This is a genomic window from Catenulispora rubra (genome assembly GCF_015356825.1).
GTDB lineage: Bacteria > Actinomycetota > Actinomycetes > Streptomycetales > Catenulisporaceae > Catenulispora > Catenulispora rubra.
In genome coordinates this window covers 1-16,614 of record NZ_JAACYW010000258.1, presented here as the reverse complement: position 1 = coordinate 16,614, position 16,614 = coordinate 1, and the positions used below count along the sequence as shown (strand labels likewise).

Here is a 16,614-nt window from a genome sequence, read left to right as displayed (position 1 = left end):
GCCGGGGGTGGTGCGGGGTTGAACACCGCTGCGTCCAGTTGCTGTCCACGTCGTGTACCCAGGCGCCGTCGGCGTCGCCGATCAGGTACAGGCCTGGCAGGCCTGCGTCGGTGGCCATGCGGCGCTAGAGTGCCGCCAGGCGGGGGAGGTCGGGGATGTCGTCGGGGCGGAAGAGGTAGAAGACCGGGCGGCCGTCGATGGTCAGGTAGCGCGAGTCTGTGAAGTGCGGGAGTAGGCACTTGAAGTGCTCGATGTCGTCGGCTTCGCCCGGATAGTCCTGTCGCTGCAGCACCTCGTCGCCGCGGCCGTGCCAGACGCCGGTCCAGGACTGGTTCGCCCATGCCAGGCAGTAGCGGTGCGGCAGGTCCTGGTCCTTGAGGAGGTCCGTTTCAGGGCGCTCCAGCAGTCGCACGCCGCCGAACCAGTAGTGCCAGTAGCACAGCGCGGTCACGCCGTACTCGGCGGCGAGCGCTCACTGAGCCCGGCGGGTCTCGGGCACGCGGAGGTCGTAGAACCCCAGGTCGGCGGGTAGGCGCGGCTGGAGGTGGCCGTCGAACAGGGGACGCGCCGCCGCGGCGTGCGTCCACTCGGTGAAGCCGGGGCCCCACCAGCGGTCGTTCTCCGGGATCGGGTGGAACTGGGGGAGGAAGAAGGCCACGACCTCCAGGGGAGAGCCGCCATCAGCCCCGTCAGCCATGCGCCAGCACCTCATGCTGGCCGGGTGCGACGCCGAGCGCGGCGGCCACCACGACCGCCTCCATCTCCAGGGCCAGCGCCTCGACCTGCCGCAGTGCGAAAGCCCGGGTGTCGGTCCAGATCTCCAGGTGGACGGCAGGTGGCGCATCCGGAACATGCCGTGAGGGCACCAAGGGTTCGGAGTCGACCTGGATGAACAGGGAGCCGTCGAAGACCGGGGTTTTGCGGTCCCAGTACCACCTGCTCAGCGGCAGTACCCGGGCCACGTCCCACACCTCGGGCGCAATGCCGTCGCCTTCTCCCGCGCCGGTCTTGTCGCGTCGGTCGTTGAGATGCCACGTGATATCCAGCGCGCGTCCACGACTAGCAGCAGCCGCTTCCAGCAGCGCGTCGCACTCGACCGGGTCGTAGTACCCCGCGAAACAGGCCCCTGTCACCGCCTTCTCCGCCCGTGCTACGACCTCGTCGAACTCGGCGCCGGCGACGTCGACCACGCAGATCCCGTGCTGCGACACCTGCGAGACCAACTCGGCGAAACCCGGCCGGAACCGGTTGCCGACCACGATCTGCGCCACGCCCGGATCCCGCCCGAACACCCGGCTCACCGCCACCGCATACGCGGCCAGCAGCACGTGCGTCGTGCCGGCGCCGGTGCGGGCCGCGACCGCGCGCATCGCCAGCTCCATGGCGGGGGAGTAGCCGACCAGCTCCCAATGGCGCGGTTCCTGTTCTTGCGGCTCGTCAGGGGTCGGCCAGTCGGTCAGCCGGTCTAGTTGGGCGGCCCAGTGCCGGACGGCGCGGGTGCTCTGCCGACGTCCCGCAGCCGTGGCCTGTGCCTGTGCCACTTCCAGAGCGTTGGGCGACGTAAGCGGCGGGGCTGTCGCCGACCCGGCTGCCCCGCCGGACCGGTCGAAGTGCTCCAGATCCCGGGACAGCGCGCGGATCGCGGCGCCGTCCACGAAGACGTGGCTGTAGCCGATCACCAGGTGCGCCGCTGACTCGGATCGGGTGACGACGGCCATCCGCACCGGGAACTCGTGTTCGTAGTCGAAGAACTCCAGCTCGTACTGCGATCGCAGCTCGTCCACGACGGCAGCGGCAGCGGCATCGTCGTCGTCCCCGATCTCGACGACCTGCAGCGGCACCGACCCCGAGCCCGCGACGACCTGCATCGGCCGCCGCCCTCCGTCCGCATCCGGCACGAACCGCAGCCGCGTGCGCAGCGCCGGATGCCGCCCGACCAGGAAGCGCAGCATCCCGACCAGCTCCGCCACCGGCGTGCCGTCCGCCATCGGCACGGCCACGACCAGGTTCATCGTCCGGCCGGTCTGCTGCGTCCGGCGCCAGATGCCGAGCTGTCCCCACGTCAGCTCGCCCACCCCGGAGCCGTCCCCCTCGAACGCCACCGGAATCTCCTGCACAGTGACAGCCACACCCGGTCTCCCCTCCAGGCGGCACGCGGATTCCGTTCTCACCTAAGGGCCCCGGCGCGTACCATGCAAGCCGCGTACGACTGCGGCGCCGTGACCTCCGAGCCTGGTGCCGCGAACGGTGAAAGTTTCACGGCAACCTTTCGGCCCGCCCGGACCACATGACTGGCGCAAGGTATCCGATCGCTCGAAGGGGAGCCTGTGAAGGCCACGCATCCGACCACGCCGCACCACACGCCGCGCAAAAAATGGCTGCCGATATCCGCCGCCGCGGCGTTGCTCGTGGTCGCAGGACTCATAGCCAGCCTGGCTGCGTGTTCGTCCTCGCAGCACAAGGCGGACCCCAGCCTTGCCGCGACCGGCGCAACGACGCCCGGTACGTCCGGGACTTCAACGAGCGCCGGGCCGACGAGCACCCCGACGTCCGCAGTGGCGTCGACGCCGACTGGGACCACGGCAGCTTCATCCACAAGCCCCACCTCGGCGCATAAGTCACCCACGGGCACCTCCACAACGTCGCAGACCTCTGCCACTCCCGCCCACAGCGCCTCCACGAGCGGATCACCGGCATCTTTGGCCGGCCGGATCCAGCCGGGCGTCTCCTACCAAGGCGTCGCCACGGAATACGCCGCCGCCGACGGCAACGGCGCCTGCCTGTTCGGTCCCGCCGCCGACATGATGATCGCCGCGATGAACGAGCTCGACTACCAGAACTCCCAAGCCTGCGGAGCCCACATCCTGGTCCACGCCGCCAACGGCGCCACGGTCACCGTCCTGATCACCAACGAGTGCCCCTACCCCTGCGCCCCCGGCCAACTCGACCTCAGCCAGCAGGCCTTCGCCAAGATCGCCGACCCCAAGGCGGGACGGATCCCGATCACCTGGCAGCTGATCAGCCCCGGCAGCAGTGGCAACATCTCCATCCGCTACAAGGCCGGCTCAAGCCAGTACTGGTGCGGCATCCAGGTCATCGGCGAACGCAATCCCGTCGCGCGCCTGGAGGTCAGCACCGGCAGTGGATGGCAGCAGCTGCCGCGCGCCAGTTACAACTACTTCCTGTCGGCGAGCGGCACCGGCTGCGGCAAGGCGATCAGGATCACCGACATCTTCGGGGAGCAGCTGACGACGAGTGCCTTCCCCGTCGAACCGGACGTGATCCAGCCGGCTCAGGTCCAGTTCGCGCAGCACTAAGCGGGGTGGAGTCGTGGGGTCCGCCGGGCCGGGCGACCGTCCCGGCCCGGCGGAGTTCGAGGGGCGGCGCTTTAGCGCGCGGCATGCCTTCTCCTGACGTCGTCGAACGATGTCGTCGAATCGATTCGTATCGCAGCGTACGAAGACCCTGTCAGCCCTCGACGACACGCACTTCCGGCTGGAACGCACGGTCGAAGCCGACCTGGCGGGGCGGCCCGACCAGGCGGGCGGCGAGTCGGGCGCGGATGTCCCGGCTGGAGGCGCCGATCCAGAGTTCGACCTCACCCGGCTCGACGATCCGGTGTCCGGCGCGGCCGGTGTAGGAGGTGGCGTCGGCCGGCAGGTCGATGGTCACCGTGCGGGTCGTGCCGGGTGCCAGGTCGACCCGAGGCGCGGCGATCAGCTGCTGCACGGGACGCGCCACCTCGGCCTGCGGATCGTGCAGATAGACCTGGACCACTTCGCTGGTGGCCGTCGTGCCGTCGTTTCGCAGGGTCACCGCGAGCCGTAGCGTGCCGTCCGTCGGCCAGGTGTGGCCCTCGGGAAGCACAGTCTCCGTCCAGACCGCCGGGTTGTACGAAAGACCGTGGCCGAAGGGGTACAACGGCGTCGGGTCCACGGTGCTCACGTCGCTGCGCAGGCCGAGCGTGGCCGTGAGGTACGTCGAGGGCTGATTCGCCCCCTCGGCCGGGAACCCCACCGGCAGCCGCCCGGCCGGCTCAACGCGTCCGGACAGCACGTCCGCCAACGCGTTCGCGCCCTCCTCGCCGGGCAGGAAGCCGCAGACGATGGCCGCGAGCCGGTCGGCGTACCGGGACAGCTCGTACGGACGGCCGACCAGCAGCACCAGGACGACAGGCGTCCCGGTCTCCAGCAGCGCCTCCAGCAGCTCGCCCTGCCGACCGGGCAGCCGCAGGTCGGAGGCGTCGCAGCCCTCGCCGGAGGTCCCGTTGCCGAACAGGCCCGAGACGTCGCCGAGCACTGCGACACACACCTCCGCCGAGCGCGCCGCCGCGACCGCCTCAGCGATCTGCCGGTCGCCGAAGTCCCGCACAGCCTCGTCGTCGGTGATGCTCGCGACCTCGGCCATCGCCGTGCCGTCCGCAGCCGCGCGCTCGGCACGCAACCGAACAGAACTCACGGTGTCGGGGACCGGGCAGCCCTGCGCGTAAGTGACCTGATATCCGGCCGGATTGGCTTGCAGTGCCTCAAGAACCGTGCGCGACTCGATGCCCAGCGCGAGGTCGGGGTGGTGCACGCCGATGTGCCGCGGGAACGAGTAGCAGCCGAAGACTGCGTCCGCGACGTGCGCACGCGGTCCGACGACCGCCACACGCCTTCCCGGAGCCAGCGGCAGCGCGCCGTTCTCGTTGCGCAGCAGGACTATCGCGCGCCGTGCCAACCGTCCGGCCAGCGCCCGGGACTCCGCGTCGTCGAGCCGCGGGTCTTCCTCGTCGAGGATCGGCGGTTCGGGCGACCAGTCCGCGTCGAGCAGTCCGAGTTCGCATTTCTGCAGCAGCACCCGCTCCAGCGCGCGGTCCACCAGCGCCATGTCCGCCTCGCCGGCCTCCAGCGCGGCGATCAGCGGATCGCCGAAGCAGTCCAGGGTCGGCAGCTCTACGTCGATGCCGGCGGCCAGAGCCTGCGCGGCGGCCTGCCCCTTGGAGCCCGCGGTGCGGTGCAGGCGTTGTAGGAAGACCACTGAGAAGTAGTCCGAGACCACCGTCCCGCTGAAGCCGTATGTTCCACGCAGCAGGTCGGTGAGCAGGGCCGGGTCGGCGGCAACCGGCAGGCCGTCGTTGTCAGCGTAGGAGTTCATCACCGAGCGTGCCCCGGCATGCAGCGCCATCTCGAACGGAGGCAGGATCACGTCCGCCAACTCCCGCGGACCGATCGACACCGGGGCGAGATTGCGCCCCGCGCGCGAGGCGCTGTAACCGGCGAAGTGCTTCAGGGTCGCGATGATGCCGGTGGATTCAAGGCCCTGAACGTACGCCGCGCCGAGCGTCCCAACCAGGTACGGATCCTCCGCGATGGTCTCCTCGACCCGCCCCCAACGCAGGTCCCGCGCGACGTCCAACACCGGCGCCAACCCCTGGTGCACGCCGAGCCGCCGCATCGTGGTGCCGATCCGTTCGCCGACCTGCCGCACCAACTCCGGGTCGAAACTCGCGCCCCAGCACAGCGGCGCCGGATAGACAGTGGCCTGCCAAGCTCCAAGACCGGTCAAGCACTCCTCGTGCACCAGAGCCGGGATCCCCAAGCCCGCCTTGGCGAGATCCCGCTGGGTGTTGGCCACCGCGCGCGCCCCGGTCACCGGGTCCACCGGCGCGGTGCCGAAGGGCCGGGTCAGCTGTCCGACGCCGTCGCGCAGCATGTCGGACCAGTCCGCGGCCGGCGCCTCCGACGAATGCTGGAACGGCGCGACCTGCCCCGAGGTGGCGTCGGCGCCGACCCAGACCCCGTACAGCTGCGCCACCTTCTCCCGCACCGACATGCGCGGTATCAGGTCTTTGATCCGGTCGGCGGCCGGGGCGGCGGAGTCGCGCCAGAGTTCGACGACAGCGGTGTTTTCTATAGCCATGTGCGGCTTTCCTTAGTCCGGGAGCATCTTGGTGCGAAAGGGGAATCCATCAGGCCGGGGCGGTGGACCCGCGCACGACCAACTCCGTGGCCAGCGTCAGGTGCGTGCGTTCCACGGGCTCCCCGCGGATCAGGCGGATCAGCATCTCCACCGCGCGCTCGCCCATCGTGCGGATGGGCTGGTTGACGGTGGTCAGCTGCGGGGTGCAGAGCGCGGATTCGGGGATGTTGTCGAAGCCGACGACCGACAGGTCCGCGGGCACCCGCAGCCCCAGGTCCCGGGCCACCTCGATGGTGGCGATCGCCGTGACGTCGTTGGCGGCGAACACCGCAGTCGGAGGCTGCGGCAGGGTCAGCAGTTCGTGGGCCGCGAGTGCCGACACCTCCGCGTCGTAGCCGCCGACCCGGACCAGCGATTCGTCGAACGGCACGCCGGCCGCCGCCAGCGCCTCGCGATAGCCCTGCTCGCGCAGCTTCGCGGACTCCAGATCCTTGCGGCCGGTCAGCATCGCGATCCGCCGGTGCCCGAGGGCCAGCAGGTGCTCGGTCGCCAGGTGCGCGCCGCGCAGGCTGTCCGCGTCCACCGTCGGGAAGCTGGAGGAGCCGGCGTGCGGATCGACCGCGACGACGGGTGCGCCGTAGTTCACGTCCACGACGGTGGGGGTGACCAGTACCGCGCCGTCCACCAGGGTGCCCGACACACGCGAGAGGTAGCGCCGCTCCCAGCCCACCACGTCGCCGGTGCGTCCGCCGGCGCTGTAGACGACCAGCTCGAAGCCGCTGCCGCGGATCGCGTCCGCCGCGCCCTTGAGCAGCTCGGTGCTGAAAGGTTCCAGGTCTGCGACCAGGATGCCGATCACGTTCGTGCGGTGGTTGCGCAGACTCTGCGCGACCAGGCTCGCCTCGTAGCCGAGTTCGTCGATGACCGCCTGGACGCGCGCCGTGGTGTCCGCGGCCACGCCGTAGCGCTGGTTGATGACCTTGGACACGGTGGCGACCGAGACGCCGGCCTGTTCGGCGACGTCCCTGATGGTGACTCTGGGTTGCTGCACGCCGCCACGTTAGCGATAGAAAACGTTATCGACAACGATTGACACGACGGAAACGTGCGCGCAAACTCATCGCCATCCCCTGGGGACCCGGCGTCCCCGGAGCTCTCACAAATCCCATCGCCCCCGTTGCCCCGGGGCCAGGTGTGACCATGACGACGGACAGGGAGTTTCCACAGTGACGAGGAAAACACGCACCGTGATGGCCGGCCTGGTCGGCCTGAGCGCGGCACTGGCCGCGGCCGGCTGTGCCGGCGGCAGCAGCAACAGCGGAGGAAGCGGCGGCAGCGGCGGCAGCGGTTCCGGCGGCGGCCAGGTCAAGCTGACGATCTGGCAGAACTCGACGACCGGCCCGGGTCAGCAGTTCTTCCTGACCGCCGCGAAGGACTACCACACGCTGCACCCGAACGTCACGATCAACGTCCAGACGATCCAGAACGAGGACATGGACGGCAAGCTCCAGACCGCCCTGAACTCCAACTCCGCGCCGGACATCTTCCTGCAGCGCGGCGGCGGCAAGATGCAGGCGATGGTCACCGCCGGCCAGCTCCAGACGCTGAACCTCACCGCCGCCGACAAGGCGAACATCGGCGCGGCGGCGCTGGCGGCAGAGTCGATCGACGGCACGGTCTACGCGGTGCCGATGGACACCCAGCCGGAGGGCTTTTACTACAGCAAGACCCTGTTCCAGCAGGCCGGAATCGCCTCGGCGCCGACGACGATCGACGAGCTGGAGGCCGACGTCACCAAGCTCAAGGCGATCAACGTCGCGCCGATCGCGGTCGGCGCCAAGGACGCCTGGCCGGCCGCGCACTGGTACTACAACTTCGCCCTGCGCGAGTGCAGCCAGGCCACGATGACCAGCACCGCCAAGTCGTTGAAGTTCAGCGATCCGTGCTGGACGAAGGCCGGCGACGACGTGGCCGCGTTCCTGAAGACCAGCCCCTTCCAGAAGGGCTTCCTGACGACCTCGGCGCAGCAGGGCGCCGGCTCGTCGGCCGGCCTGCTCGCGAACCACAAGGCGGGCATGGAGCTGATGGGCAACTGGGACCCCGGCGTGATCGCCAGCCTGACCCCGGACCAGAAGCCGCTGCCGGACCTGGGCTGGTTCCCGTTCCCCGCGGTGGCCGGCGGCCAAGGCGACCCGACCGCGATCATGGGCGGCGCCGACGGCTACTCGGTGTCCAAGAAGGCGCCGAAGGAGGCCTTTGAATTCCTGGAGTTCCTGGCGACCAAGGCCGAGCAGGAGGCCTACGCCAAGGCCTTCGACGCGATCCCGGTGAACCCCGCGGCCCAGGACGCGGTCACCGACCCGTACAACGTCTCGACCCTGCAGGCGTTCAGCAAGGCCGGCTATGCGATGCAATACCTTGACACGCAGTTCGGGCAGAACGTCGGCAACGCCATGAACACCGCCGTGGTCTCGCTGATGGCCGGCCAGGGCAGCGCCGCCAACATCGTCTCGGCCACCAACAGCGCCGCCGCGAGAGGCTGAGTACGCAGACGATGAGCGACACCGTGGGTACCGACACGGGCCTCGAGCGCCACTGGAAGCACTCGACCGAGGTCGGGGGCGCGGACACACCGCCGCCCCCGGCTCCGGCCGCGGCCGCGCGCCGCCGCCGTGGCCGCGGCCGGATGCGACTGGAGATCGCGCTCCTGTCCGGACCGCCGATCCTGGTCTTCGTGGCGTTCGTGATCTTCCCGGTCGTGCTCGCCGCGTACTATGGCTTCTACAGGTGGCAGGGCTACGGGGCGGCGACCGACTGGGTCGGCCTGAACAACTACCGGCTGATCTTCACCGACCCGGCGTTTCAGCAGGTGCTGTGGCACAGCTTCCTGATCCTGGCGCTCTCGCTGGTCATCCAGGGGCCGCTGGCGATCTTCCTGGCGATCCTGCTCAACCAGCGGATCCGCGGCCGCACGGTCATCAGGATCCTGATCTTCGTGCCCTACGTCATCTCCGAGGTCATCGTCGGGACCGGCTGGTCGCTGATGCTGCAGAGCACCGGCGCGGTCAACGACCTGCTGAAACACATCGGCCTGGGCTCGCTGCAGAAGGACTGGATCGCGGATCCGAAGCTCGCGATCTGGACGCTGATGGCCATCATCTCGTGGAAGTACATCGGCTTCGCGGTGATCCTGATGCTCGCCGGCCTACAGTCGATCCCCGACGAGCTCTTCGAGGCCGCGCAGATCGACGGCGCCTCCTACTGGCAGATGCAGCGCCGCATCACGCTGCCGCTGCTGGGGCCGACGATCCGGATCTGGGCCTTCCTGTCGATCATCGGCTCGCTGCAGCTGTTCGACCTCGTCTACATCATCTGGGGCCAGTACGTCTCGGGCACCGCGGGCACCTCGACCATGGCGATCTACATGGTCGCCCAGGGCCGGTCCGCGGGGAACTACGGGTACGGCAGCGCCGTCGCCGTCGTGATGTTCCTGATCACGCTCGTCGTCGCGCTGATCTACCAGCGCTTCGTCCTGCGCCGGGACCTGCGGGGCGCCATCACCGAAGGAGTCAGCTGATGAGCACGCGGACCGCCGACTGGCTCGGCTCGGCCGCGAAGTCGAAGGCCCCCGGCAGACGGCGCGGCGATCGGGACAAGCCGGCGAAGTGGGGCAGTCCCGCCGTCTACTTCGTCGCGTTGGTGTTCATCGCGGTCTGCGTCGCGCCGGTGCTCTACATCGTGCTCGGCGGTTTCCGCACCAACGCGCAGATCACCACCAGCCCGGCCGGCCTGCCGCACCCCTGGGTCTTCAGCAACTACTCCAACGTGCTGAAGTCGAACACGTTCTGGGGAGAGTTCGCGAACTCCGCCGTCGTCGCCCTCGTCAGTACCGTCGGCATCGTGATCCTCGGGCTGATGGTGAGCTTCGTACTCGCGCGGTACGACTTCAAGCTCAAGGGCGCGATGTACTCCCTGTTCGCCGCCGGCCTGATGTTCCCGCTGGTTATCGCGATCACGCCGCTGTACATCGTCATCAAGGATCTCGGCCTGGTCGACAATCTGGCCGGCGTGATCATCCCGGAGATCGCGTTCGGGCTGCCGACGACCGTCATCATCCTGGTGCCGTTCCTGCGCGCCATCCCCAAGGAGATCGAGGAGGCCGCGACGATCGACGGGGCCGGCCGGCTCGGGTTCTTCTTCCGGATGGTGATGCCGCTGTCGCTGCCGGGTGTGGTGACGGTCGGGATCCTGGCGTTCATCGGCAGCTGGAACAACTACGTCCTGCCGTTGTACATCCTCAACTCTCAGGCGAACTTCACGCTGCCGCTCGGCGTCCAGGCGTTCTCCTCGCAGTACTCGCAGGACACTGCGAAGGTGCTCGCGTTCACGTCGCTGGCGATGCTGCCCGCGCTGGTCTTCTTCTCCATCTTCCAGAAGCGGATCGTCGGCGGTCTCACCGGCGCCGTGAAGGGATGAGGCCTTGCCCCGCGCACACATCACGCTCGACAAACAGGCCGTCATCGCTCCTGTGCGGCGCCGCACGTTCGGTTCGTTCGTCGAGCACCTCGGCCGCTGCGTCTACACCGGGATCTATGAGCCGGAGCACCCGAGCGCGAACGAGGACGGGTTCCGGATGGACGTCGTGGACCTCGTCCGGGAGTTGGGCAGCACGACGATCAGGTATCCGGGCGGCAACTTCGTCTCCGGCTTCCGCTGGGAGGACTCGGTCGGCCCGCGCGAGAAACGCCCGGTACGCCGCGACCTCGCGTGGCACTCGCTGGAGTCGAACCAGGTCGGTTTGGACGAGTTTGCCAGGTGGCTCAAGCTCACCGACTCGGAGCTGATGCTGGCGGTCAACGTCGCCACGCGCGGCATCCTGCCGGCTCTGGACCTGTTGGAGTACGCCAACCATCCGTCCGGCACGGCGCTGTCGGACCTGCGCGTCGCCAACGGCACGCCTGAGCCGCACGACGTGTGCATCTGGTGTCTCGGCAACGAGATGGACGGACCGTGGCAGACCGGATTCATGACCGCGGAGGACTACGGGAAGGTCGCTGCCCGCACTGCCGCGGCGATGAAGATGGCTGACAAGGAGCTGGAACTCGTCGTCTGCGGTTCGTCCGGGTCGGGGATGCCGACGTTCGGGGACTGGGAGCGCACGGTCCTCGAGCACAGCTACGAGCACGTCGATTACATCTCGTGTCATGCCTACTACCAGGTACACGACGGCGATCTCGGCTCCTTCCTCGCCTCGGCGATCGATATGGACTACTTCATCGACACAGTCGTTGCGACCGCCGATCATGTCGGCTACAAGAAGCGCTCCAGCAAGAAGATCGGCGTCTCCTTCGACGAGTGGAACGTCTGGTATCTCAAGGAGCACCAGGAGTCGCAGGAGGTCAACGACGAGTGGCGGCATGCTCCTCGGCAGCTGGAGGACGTCTACACCGTGGCGGACGCGGTCGTGGTCGGGAACCTGCTGATGACGTTGCTCAAACGCAGCGACCGCGTCGCCTCGGCTTCGTTGGCGCAGCTGGTGAATGTGATCGCGCCGATCATGACCGAGCCCGGCGGGCCGGCGTGGCGGCAGACCACGTTCTACCCCTTCTCGATCACCAGCAGGCTCGCCGCCGGCGAGGTTATCAGGCCCCTGATCGAGGCGCCGACGTATGCTACGGCGCGGCACGGGGAGGCGTCGGTCATCGACGCTGTCGCGACCGTGGATGAGGACCGGGCCGCGGTGTTCTTGGTCAATCGCGACTTGGCGCAGGCTGCGCAGATTACGGTTGACGTGCGCAGTCTTGGGTCGGCGCGCGTCATCGAGGCGGTCACGCTTGCCGATGCGGACGTCTACGCGAAGAACACCCTTGCCGAGCCGCAGCGGGTGGTCCCGAACGCGAACCTGAGCGCGATGCTTGTCGACGGAGTGCTCAGCATCGAGCTGCCGCCGGTGTCGTGGACGGCGATCGCGCTGCGGTGAGGTGGGCTCAAATGCCCTGGCGAGGGTTGGCTGCCGCCCTGGCCTGCGAGCTCGCCGGAGCACCCGCACCGCGGCGGGGTGAAGGCTAGCTGGTGAAAGCAGCGCTCTGATGCGTGGGGCGGCTCAGCCCGCAGGAGCCGGGATCTCACCGGAGCCCCGCGCGATGTAGCGCGTCGGCACGATCGTGTGGCGGGCCGGTCCCTCGTACCCGTCGAGCCGCGCGAACAGCAGGCTCGCGGCTTCGCGCCCCAGCTGCGCCGGATCCTGCGCGATGACCGACACCCCCGGGGTCAGCAGGTCCGCCAGCGGGAAGTCGTCGAACCCGACCAGCGCGATCCGGTGCTCCAACCCGGCCTCCTGCAACGCGCGGCGGATGCCGATGGTGATCAGGTTCTGACCGGACACGAATGCGGTCGGCGGCTCCGGGGCGGCCAGCGCTTCGCGAGCTGTCTGCTCGGCCTGCTCGACGCTGGTCAGGCCGCGGCAGACCGGGCCGGCCGGGGTCTGCGGGAAGACGTCGAAGAACCCTGCGAGGCGTTCGCCGGCCGTCCAGATGCTCGGCTGGTCGCCGAAGTACGCGACTCGGCGGTGCCCGGCGGCGCGCAGCCGTTCGGCGGCGGCCGCGGTGCCCTCCCGGTTGTCGACCGTGACGGTGTCGACGCCGGCCAGCTCGACCATCCGGTCCACCGCCACCAGCGGCGTGCCGAAGCTCTGTGCGGCGCGCAGGGCGTCGTCCGCGCGGCCGGTGGGGACCACGATCAGGCCGTCGGCGCGGCGCGCGGTAAACGTCTCGACCAGGTCCCGCTCGCGGATCGGGTTCTCGTCGCTGCTTCCGGACAGCACCAGGACACCGCGTTCGGAGGCGGCGTCGGTGATCGCGCGCTGCAAGGCCGAGGAGAAGGGGTTCGCGACGTCCTCCAGGACCAGCGCGACCGTGTCGGTCCGCCGGTCGGCGCGGCGCAGGCTGCTGGCCGTGGCGTCGTGGCGGTAGCCGAGGTCGCGGGCCGCCTCGCGCACCTTGTCCGCGAGTTCCGGGGTCACCGCCGAGGTGCCGTTGACCACCCGCGAGACGGTGGCCAGGCCCACGCCGGCGCGCTCAGCCACGTCCCGCATGGTGACGCCGCGCCCGGCCCCGGCCTGCCGACGGTCTTCGGCCACGGTTCCCCCTTGCCTTGCCGACGGCGGTGTCGGAAACGGAACAGTCACGATCGACTTCGATTCTCGCCTACCCCTGGACAGCGCGTCACATCAGCCCTACGGTACCAGGAAACGTTTCCAAGGAAACGTTTCCAGATATCGACTGGAAACGTTTCCCCACGGCTCCTCGCCGGGAACGCGCAGGTCAGCCCTACCCACACGGCCGGACGCAGCGTTGCCCACCGCACAACAGCAGGTCCCGAAACCGATCCGAAACCCCATCCGAACAAGGAGCATCCCCATGTCATCGCGGCTCACTTCCAAAGCGATAACCGCGCTCGCGGTCGCCACCGGTCTCGCCGCCGGCCTGACCGCCTGCGGCTCCAGCGCTTCGTCGAGCTCTGGTTCCGGCTCAGGTTCCGGCTCCGGCTCCGGCGGCTCCGGCTCGATCTCCGTCGGCCTGATCACCAAGACCGAGACCAACCCCTACTTCGTCACCATGAAGAAGGGCGCGCAGGCCGAGGCCGCCAAGGACGGCGTCAAGCTGCTGACCGCGGCCGGTGCCTACGACGGCGACAACTCCGGCCAGGTCACCGCGGTCCAGAACATGATCGCGGCGGGCGTCAAGGGCATCCTGATCACCCCGAGCGACCCCAAGGCGATCGCGCCGACCCTGGACCGGGCGCGCCAGCAGGGCGTCGTGGTGATCGCCCTGGACACCCCGCCGGACCCGCAGAACTCCGCCGACGCGCTGTTCGCCACGGACAACACGGCCGCCGGCAAGCTGATCGGCCAGTTCGCCAAGGCGAAGCTGGCCGGCAAGCCGGTGAAGATCGCGATGCTGGACCTGACGCCCGGCGTGGACGTCGGCGTGCAGCGGCACAACGGTTTCCTGGCCGGCTTCGGGATCGCCGAGGGCGACCCGTCGATCGTGTGCGAGGCAGACACCGGCGGTGACCAGGCCAAGGGACAGACCGCGATGGAGAACTGCCTGCAGAAGGCCCCTGACATCAACCTCGTCTACACCATCAACGAGCCCGCCGCGATGGGCGCCTACCAGGCGCTCAAGGCTGCCGGCAAGGACAAGTCGGTGACCATCGTGACCATCGACGGGTCCTGCACCGGGGTCGGTGCCCTGGCCCAGGGCCAGTTCGTCGCCGACTCGATGCAGTTCCCGCTGAAGATGGCCTCGCTCGGGGTGGACGCCGTCATGAACTTCGCCAAGACCGGTAAGAAGCCCAGCGGGTACACCGACACCGGTGTGGACCTGATCGCGCCGTCGCCGATCGCGGGCGTCGACTCCAAGGACACCGCCTTCGGCCAGTCCAACTGCTGGGGATCGTGAGGCGGGGATGAGTTCTGTGAGTACCACGACCGACGAACGTGCTGGTTCTGCGGCGCGGCCGGTTGACGGGGCCGACGGGGCCGGCGCGGCCGGCGCGTCCGGCGCGGCCGAGGCGGCCGGGAGCAGGGTCGGTGCCCTGCTCCGGGTCCCGACCCTCGGCCCGCTCGGCGCCCTACTGCTGGCCTGCCTGTACTTCTCCTTCGCCTCCGACCGGTTCCTGACCGGGGGCAACCTGTCGCTGATCCTCCAGCAGGTGATGGTGGTCGGGACGCTGGCCGTCGGCCAGTCCGCGATCATCCTCACCGCCGGGATCGACCTGTCCAACGGCGCCGTGATGGCGTTCGGGTCCATCGTCATGACCAAGCTCGCGGTCGCCGGGGGCCTGTCGCCCTGGCTCGCGATCGCCGCCGGGATCGGGGTCTGCGCGCTGTTCGGCGCGGTCAACGGCTCGCTGGTGACGCTGGCCAAGCTGCCGCCGTTCATCGTCACGCTGGGGACGCTGAACATCGCGATGGCGCTGACGCACATCACGTCGAAGGAGCAGACCGTCACCGGGTTGCCGACGGTGCTGACCAAGCTCGGCGACACGTTCCCGCTCGGGCAGACGCGGGTCACGTATGGCTCGGTGCTGATGCTGGCGCTGTTCGCGGTGGCCTGGTATGTGCTGCGGCACACGGCGGCCGGGCGCCACCTGTACGCGGTCGGCGACAACGCGGACGCGGTGCGGCTGGCCGGGGTGGACGTCCGGCGCCAGCTGATCACGGTGTACGCGATCGCCGGGGCGCTGTATGGCATCGCGGCGCTGCTGCTGGTCGCGCGGACCGGGGTCGGCGACCCGCAGGCCGGGCAGACCGAGAACCTCGACTCGATCACCGCGGTGGTGCTCGGCGGCATCAGCCTGTTCGGCGGACGCGGTTCGATCGTCGGCGCGCTGTACGGGGCGCTCCTGGTCGGGGTGATCCGCAATGGCTTGCAGCTGACCGGGGTCGACTCGGTGTACCAGATCCTCATCACCGGCATCCTGGTCATCGCGGCCGTGGCGGTGGACCAGCTCGCTCGCAGGAGGCGCAAGTGACCGCGGAGATGACAAAGGGTTCTGATACTCCTTCTGGTAAGCCCTCTGACAAGCCTTCGAATACGTCCTCTGATACGTCCTCTGAGTTGGGTGGATCGGCGGCTGTGCAGTCCGTGGAGTCCGTGGAGCCCGTGCTGCAAGCTCGGGGTCTGGTGAAGCGCTACGGCCACGTCACCGCTTTGGACGGCTGCGACTTCGAGCTGCTGCCGGGGGAGATCCTGGCGGTGATCGGCGACAACGGCGCCGGCAAGTCCAGCCTCATCAAGGCCCTGTCCGGCGCGCTCACGCCGGATTCCGGCGAGCTGCTGCTGGACGGCAAGGCCGTGCGCTTCCACGGTCCGGCCGACGCGCGCCGGGCCGGGATCGAGACCGTGTATCAGGACCTTGCGGTCGCCCCGGCGCTGGACATCGCCTCGAATCTGTTCCTGGGGCGTGAGAAGCGGCGCAGGGGTGTGCTCGGCACGGTGTTCCGCATGCTCGATCGGGACCGGATGCAGAGCGAGGCCGCCGGGCATATGGCCGAGCTGAAGATCGGGATCCGGTCGATGAGGCAGGCCGTGGAGACGTTGTCCGGGGGCCAGCGGCAGGGCGTGGCGGTGGCGCGGAGCGCTGCGTTCGCGCGGCACGTGGTCATCATGGACGAGCCGACGGCCGCGTTGGGGGTCAAGGAGACGGGGATGGTGCTGGACCTGATTCGCCAGGTTCGGGAACGCGGGCTGCCGGTGGTGTTGATCAGCCACGATATGCCGGCGGTGTTCGGTGTCGCGGATCGGGTGCACGTCCAGCGGCTGGGACGGCGCGTGGCGGTGGTGCGGCCGGGGGAGATCGAGATGTCGGATGCGGTTGCGATCATGACGGGCGCGGCTCCTGGCAACTTGGTGGCCGGGTGATGGTTAGGGAACCGGGCGCCGTCGCTGCTGCTGGTGTTGTTGGCGCTGGCGCTGGCGCTGCGATAGCTGTGGTCGGCGAGGCGCTGATCGACCTGATCCCGGTTGGGGGATCGGGGGGACGTACTGATGTTCAGGATTTGTACCAAGGCGTGCCGGGCGGTTCGCCGGCGAACGTGGCTGTGGGCCTGGCGCGGCTCGGCGTGCCGGTCCGGATGGCGGCGCGCGTCTCGGGGGATCCGCCGGGGCGGATCATGCGCCGGCGGCTCGCCGAGGCGGGGGTCGATAT

General features: G+C 69.2%; 14 protein-coding genes and 1 pseudogene. 10 read left to right on the top strand and 5 right to left on the bottom strand.

All coding sequences use genetic code 11. The features are described 5' to 3' along the window. Positions 1–124 precede the first annotated feature (124 nt). Positions 125–697, bottom strand: a pseudogene (locus GWK61_RS57525) (glycoside hydrolase family 99-like domain-containing protein). Then, complete coding sequence (locus tag GWK61_RS42450; RefSeq protein ID WP_194917658.1) at positions 690–2,129, bottom strand: condensation domain-containing protein; 1,440 nt, start codon at positions 2,127–2,129, stop codon at positions 690–692. Before GWK61_RS42450 ends, GWK61_RS57525 begins: the two are co-directional and overlap by 8 nt. 311 nt (positions 2,130–2,440) lie before the next feature. Here GWK61_RS42450 and GWK61_RS57520 point away from each other — a divergent pair, with 311 nt between their 5' ends. Then, positions 2,441–2,617: a hypothetical protein gene (locus tag GWK61_RS57520; protein ID WP_228563851.1), complete on the top strand. Its 177-nt coding sequence runs from the start codon at positions 2,441–2,443 to the stop codon at positions 2,615–2,617. Between the two features lie 82 nt (positions 2,618–2,699). Beyond that, positions 2,700–3,317, top strand: coding sequence for an expansin EXLX1 family cellulose-binding protein (locus GWK61_RS42445; RefSeq protein ID WP_228563850.1), 618 nt, complete (start codon positions 2,700–2,702; stop codon positions 3,315–3,317). A 151-nt stretch (positions 3,318–3,468) separates the two neighbouring features. On the opposite strand, the gene GWK61_RS42440 is transcribed toward GWK61_RS42445, so the two are convergent. Beyond that, on the bottom strand, positions 3,469–5,901 hold the full coding sequence (locus GWK61_RS42440) for a beta-glucosidase family protein (protein ID WP_194917656.1): 2,433 nt from the start codon (positions 5,899–5,901) through the stop codon (positions 3,469–3,471). Between the two features lie 49 nt (positions 5,902–5,950). Beyond that, positions 5,951–6,952: a LacI family DNA-binding transcriptional regulator gene (locus tag GWK61_RS42435; protein ID WP_194917654.1), complete on the bottom strand. Its 1,002-nt coding sequence runs from the start codon at positions 6,950–6,952 to the stop codon at positions 5,951–5,953. A gap of 175 nt (positions 6,953–7,127) precedes the next feature. Here GWK61_RS42435 and GWK61_RS42430 point away from each other — a divergent pair, with 175 nt between their 5' ends. The 4 genes from GWK61_RS42430 to arfA are packed head-to-tail and all read left to right on the top strand — an operon-like array spanning position 7,128 to position 11,881. Next, positions 7,128–8,444, top strand: a complete 1,317-nt coding sequence (locus GWK61_RS42430; RefSeq protein ID WP_194917653.1) for an extracellular solute-binding protein — start codon at positions 7,128–7,130, stop codon at positions 8,442–8,444. Positions 8,445–8,455: 11 nt separating this feature from the next. Further along, a complete protein-coding gene (locus tag GWK61_RS42425; RefSeq protein WP_194917650.1) occupies positions 8,456–9,478 on the top strand; it encodes a carbohydrate ABC transporter permease in 1,023 nt (340 codons plus the stop codon). Beyond that, positions 9,478–10,377, top strand: a complete 900-nt coding sequence (locus GWK61_RS42420) for a carbohydrate ABC transporter permease (protein WP_194917649.1) — start codon at positions 9,478–9,480, stop codon at positions 10,375–10,377. The genes GWK61_RS42425 and GWK61_RS42420 overlap by 1 nt, the downstream gene beginning before the upstream one ends. Positions 10,378–10,381: 4 nt before the next feature. Further along, on the top strand, positions 10,382–11,881 hold the full coding sequence (gene arfA, locus GWK61_RS42415) for an arabinosylfuranosidase ArfA (protein ID WP_194917647.1): 1,500 nt from the start codon (positions 10,382–10,384) through the stop codon (positions 11,879–11,881). Between the two features lie 123 nt (positions 11,882–12,004). Here arfA and GWK61_RS42410 read toward each other — a convergent pair whose 3' ends face one another. Beyond that, positions 12,005–13,039 (bottom strand): LacI family DNA-binding transcriptional regulator, encoded by a 1,035-nt coding sequence (locus GWK61_RS42410; protein WP_323748010.1) that lies wholly within the window; start codon positions 13,037–13,039, stop codon positions 12,005–12,007. A gap of 274 nt (positions 13,040–13,313) precedes the next feature. Between GWK61_RS42410 and GWK61_RS42405 the strand changes: the two genes are divergently transcribed. The 4 genes from GWK61_RS42405 to GWK61_RS42390 form a co-directional block, all read left to right on the top strand. Next, positions 13,314–14,363: a substrate-binding domain-containing protein gene (locus tag GWK61_RS42405; protein ID WP_369125656.1), complete on the top strand. Its 1,050-nt coding sequence runs from the start codon at positions 13,314–13,316 to the stop codon at positions 14,361–14,363. Positions 14,364–14,499: 136 nt separating this feature from the next. Further along, entirely contained in the window at positions 14,500–15,438 is a 939-nt protein-coding gene (locus tag GWK61_RS42400; protein WP_369125655.1) for an ABC transporter permease, read from the top strand. 104 nt (positions 15,439–15,542) lie between these two features. Continuing rightward, positions 15,543–16,328 (top strand): ATP-binding cassette domain-containing protein, encoded by a 786-nt coding sequence (locus tag GWK61_RS42395; protein WP_323748008.1) that lies wholly within the window; start codon positions 15,543–15,545, stop codon positions 16,326–16,328. 68 nt (positions 16,329–16,396) lie between these two features. Further along, positions 16,397–16,614: PfkB family carbohydrate kinase (locus tag GWK61_RS42390; RefSeq protein WP_323748007.1), on the top strand; the 218-nt coding region annotated here is incomplete at its 3' end.

What these genes read in the sequence shown, in the direction of transcription:
- GWK61_RS42420 (WP_194917649.1), top strand. Translation starts at nt 9,478, where the DNA reads ATGAGCACGCGGACCGCCGACTGGCTCGGCTCGGCCGCGAAGTCGAAG.
- GWK61_RS42425 (WP_194917650.1), top strand. Translation starts at nt 8,456, where the DNA reads ATGAGCGACACCGTGGGTACCGACACGGGCCTCGAGCGCCACTGGAAG.
- GWK61_RS42440 (WP_194917656.1), bottom strand. Translation starts at nt 5,901, where the DNA reads ATGGCTATAGAAAACACCGCTGTCGTCGAACTCTGGCGCGACTCCGCC.